The following is a 1,502-nucleotide window of genomic DNA, read 5'->3' as shown; positions in this document are numbered from 1 at the left end:
CGTTGAGGGCGTGTTGGCGGGTTCTGTCGGCGTTGGCCTGGGTGTAGCGTCGGATGGGTGGTTCGTCGTAGCAGACGCCGTTCGCGAGCATGTTCCAGACGGCGGTGATGATGGTGTGTTCGGTGGCGACGATGGCGCGGGGCTTGCCGCGGCGGTTGGCTATCCTCTTGTAGCGTGCACTGAGGAAGTTGTCCTTTTGCTTGGCGATGTTCAGCGCGGCTGTTCCGAGCCCGCCCTTGAGGTAGGTGTTGCCTTTCCGGGTCGCGGCGGGCTTGTGGCGGCCGGCGGATTCGTTGTTGCCGGGCGCGACGCCGGCCCAGGCGGCGAGTTGGGCGGCGGTGGGAAACGCGGCCATGTCCGCGCCCGTTTCGGCAATGATGACCTGTGCGGTGAGTTCCTTCACGCCCGGGATCGTGGAGAGCAGTTCGATCTCGGGGCGAAAGGACGCAAACGCCTCGGTGATCTGCGCGTCGAGGGCGGCCAGTCGTGCGTCCTGGGCATCGAGCTCGTCGAGGTGGAAGGCGACCATGAACGCGTCGTGGCCGGTGAAGCGGAGCCCGGTCAGGGCCTGCTCCAGTTCCTTGGCCTTGTTCTTCAGCCGGCCCTTGGCGAGGGCGGCCAGCACCTTGGGGTCACGTTCGCCGTTGGCCAGGGCGTGCAGGATCAGCTTGGAGCTGACCCCGTTCAGGTCCGAGACGACGGCGGAGAGCTTGGTTCCGGTGTTCTCCAGGTACTTCTCCAGCCGCTGCAGCACGGACGCCCGGTAGTGGGTGAGGGTGGAACGGGCCCGGGTCAAATCCCGCAGCTCCCGCACCGGTGGGGGCGGGACGAACAAGGGTGCCAGCATCCCCCACGAGGCAGTCTTGGCCAGCCAGGCCGCGTCGGAGACGTCCGTCTTGCGGCCCGGCAGGTTCTTCGCCTGGCGGGCGTTGACCAGCTGCACCGGCACGGTGTCCTCGAGCAGGTAGAAAAAGGGCTTCCAGTAGTCGCTGGTGGATTCCATCACCACCAGCTGGAGATGCTCACGCTCAAGGTAGGCCTTCAGTTCCAAAATCTCCGGGACCGTTGAGCCCCAGGTGGTGACGATCGAGCGGAAGGTGTTCCGCCGCTTCAAGGGCACCCTGACACACACTTTCGCGTCCCGCTTGGACACATCGATCCCGGCCACGCGCGGGTAAATCACGTCATTCGCTTCCATCTCACACACCCGAACCATCCTGAAGGGACACACCCCGGGAAGGGGCGTGGGTCTGTGAAGGGGAGGGCGGGATAAAACTAAGGAATCTGATACGCGTGCTCGAAGCAACAGTCCACGGCGCCCATGGAAACCCTCCGCGCCAAGCTGGGTCACAAGCTCTAAGGCATCACAGATCTACCGGCGTCGACGATCACAGACACCACCATCATCAGCCCCAACCACGCCACCAGGCAAGGACCCGCGGCACCACGGAAACGCACGAATTTTCGACACCCACTGGCGCGGCGCAGCCGCCCACACGCTG

The 1,502-nt window shown here is 64.9% G+C and carries 1 protein-coding gene; it reads right to left on the bottom strand.

Features of this window, described 5'->3' with window-relative positions; translation table 11 throughout:
- Window positions 1–1,198 (bottom strand): IS110 family transposase (locus G6035_RS19465; protein WP_176618752.1); only part of this gene is annotated, 1,198 nt, incomplete at its 3' end.
- Between the last annotated feature and the right edge of the window lie 304 nt (window positions 1,199–1,502).

This window comes from Arthrobacter sp. SDTb3-6, from assembly GCF_013376095.1.
Lineage (GTDB): Bacteria > Actinomycetota > Actinomycetes > Actinomycetales > Micrococcaceae > Specibacter.
This window is presented reverse-complemented; position numbering and strand designations above follow the sequence as displayed.